The following is a 2906-nucleotide window of genomic DNA, read 5'->3' on the forward strand; positions in this document are numbered from 1 at the left end:
ATCAAATTAAGCATAATTTGCTTTCTAATTATTTAATAGGACAACTAAAACGTCCAGATATTGCTATGTCAATGGTTTAGTCTTTAGGCGCTCGGTGCAGCGTAGCCGCACCATCGCTTGTGCCAGTTGCGTAAGTCCTAAAGGCAATATTTATGTTTGTTCTGACCCTAGTTATGGTACAGAATTTATCATAGAAATCCCTACGGAACAGATTACTTAATCACGGAGCAGGGAGCAGGGAACAGGGAACAGGAGGCAGGAGGCAGAAGGCAGGAGGCAGAAGGCAGGAGTTATTTATTTTGGATTGTTTTTGTTAACTTCAATCTAAAATCTAAAATCTAAAATCTAAAATCTAAAATCTAAAATTTTCTTCCCCAGTCACCAGTCACCAGTCACCAGTCACCAGTCACCAGTCCCTATAATTAGCCTGTATAAATAATTTTAGGTGATATCTGGGTTGGAAGATAGCAATTGAGGAAAGTATCATAAAACATGAATTATGAAGTTGGAATTGAAAAATCTGTATGCTTCACAATTCATGTCATGTTTTTTACTGGCTATCAAACTAAAGTCAAGATCAAATAAAGGATTTGAGCTTTGAGTTATGATTTTTTAACTCAAAACTCAAACCTTCACCAAATCAGTGGAACATTTAAGCCATTTGATTTTCAATCGCCCACCGTGCTAGTTCAGTACGGTTGTGGAGATTGGTTTTGCCCAACATATTGGAAACATGGCTTTCAACTGTACGCTGACTAACATTTAGTTCTTCAGCGATTTCCCGGTTAGCTAAACCCCTAGCCACAAACTGAACCACTTTCAGTTCTGTGGGAGTTAACTGGACATCAAAGGGAACCTGGATACGAGAACCGTTTTCCCCTCCCTTAGTTTGATGTTCTTTCCAACGGATAGTTTGCTTGAGTGAAGATTCTACTTGTGCTACGAGTTCTTCTGCTTCAAAGGGCTTGACCATATATACGTCAGCACCTTTATTCAGACCTTTAACTCGGTCTGCACTTTGCCCCTTAGCGGACAGGAAGAGAACAGGTATCCAGCTAGTGCGTTCAGTTTGCCGGACTTGTTCCACAAAAGTGTACCCGTCCATTTCTGGCATCATCACGTCACAGATGATCATGTCTGGAACATCATGGTCTAATATTTCCAGAGCTTGCCGTCCATTTTCAACCGTGATGACTTCGTAGCCCCGGAATTCTAAGTAATCCTTCACCAGCAAGATGAGGTTAGGGTCATCATCAATTAATAGAAGTCGTTTGTGATCTTTCATGCTGGACTCTTTCATAGCAGTGGCACTTGTCGCGCTTCAATCCATCAAGGTCTTGAATAGTTATCCTCTTTGGTGGATTATGTGAGATGTTGTGCAAAACAAACCTGACAAAAATTGTTCATGGCAGGGGCATAAGCAAATACACCCTAGAACCTGGAACATTTTGTTGTTTGCTTCCTGCTTCCACCAAGCCCGTCGCCGGGTTCTTGTCCACAGGCGTAAATTCCGCGCTGGCCGCACGTACTGTTTTTCCCACTTAACTTGCCTTGGTTGTTTGTGGTTGTGAAAGTGGTAGGCACTCTTAACATACTACTAGTAACTTAATGGCAAAAGTCTAGTAAGGATACGGAGAGCAATAGTATTTATAATGCGCTATTATATATTCTTTTGAAAGCAGCGGGCTAAAAAACCTGATTAAATCATAATCCGTCTGGTTGACAGGTTCAGTATTTAGCTGAAGATCACCCTAACTGACAACTCACCCGCACTTTCATTTGTTAACTGTTGCTCTGCTATATCCTGTTTTGAATGTTAAGCCTCTAGAGGTTCACAAGAAACTAAGGAAGTTCCTGGCAAAAAATGGTTGAAAAAGGCTTATGCTTACATTTCCATAGATGCCAATTAAGTGTTTTGGGATCATCCGCTCAATAACTTCCGGTTTTTTGAATATAGTTCATAAAACCATTGACAAATATCTCAGGTTTTATTTTGTGAGGTTTTACCTCACAGGGTGAACTACATACCCTCTATCCCTTGGTTAATAGCTGTCGGGACTACTTAATTTACATCACCTGCCTAATTGTTTGATTATCTCCCTCAATTAATTTTGACAGTGAAATAAAAAAAGGCTTGGACTTGTGCTAAGTGTGTTACCAGAGCTAGGGTGTCATTTTCTGGAATTTCCCCAAAACTATTGATTTATATCATTGACTATGAAGGCGTAAAAATGTTTTATTTATGCCTGTTATAGCCTATATATGACTATAAATCAATTAATTTGTGTAATACCAAACCGCATCTGGGTAAACTCCCATTATCTATCTAGAACAACAAATACGCAAGCGGTTGGTTGAGGTTTAGAAGATGCAAATAGGAAGAATCTCACACGATGGTTGAGATGTCCACACTTTGAGTCACAGTTTCCAGCATTCCCAGATGACATAGCTAGGAGGTTTTTAGCCCGGAGTATCTGTTTGGTAAGAACCAGCAGAAACCTGTGGAGGGAAAAGAAAGCCAATCTTAGCGCGTCCACATATTACTTAGGGCTTGAAGTTCCACAGCTTTAGTAGTTCTGGGGATTGGATGACTGTTTGGATGGCGGTGTTGACTCACTGTATTGTTACTCATTCAGCGGCTCCCTGTTTACAGTTCTATAACAATTTCCCAGGTTTGGAAATAAAGTTGTCCATATAAAAATATTCACTACCTACGCAACAGAACCCGACAACTAAAACAATTAGGTATTTATGCTCTGTGATTGGTGATTGGTGATAGTTGATAGTTGACAGTTGATAGTTGACAGTTGATTGGGAAAAATAAAATTGATTACCCAGTCCCCAGTCACCAGTCACCAGTCCCCAGTCACCAGTCACCAGTCACCAGTCCCCAGTCACCAGTCACC

At 40.5% G+C, this 2906-nt stretch carries 1 protein-coding gene; it reads right to left on the minus strand.

Annotation, left to right across the window (positions count from 1 at the left end):
- Positions 1–652 precede the first annotated feature (652 nt).
- The gene (locus tag PN497_RS17330) at positions 653–1300 is read right to left on the minus strand and encodes a response regulator transcription factor (protein ID WP_096565149.1); all 648 of its coding nucleotides are present in this window, start codon (positions 1298–1300) and stop codon (positions 653–655) included.
- Positions 1301–2906 lie beyond the last annotated feature (1606 nt).

Source organism: Sphaerospermopsis kisseleviana CS-549 (assembly GCF_028329225.1).
Classification (GTDB): domain Bacteria; phylum Cyanobacteriota; class Cyanobacteriia; order Cyanobacteriales; family Nostocaceae; genus Sphaerospermopsis; species Sphaerospermopsis kisseleviana.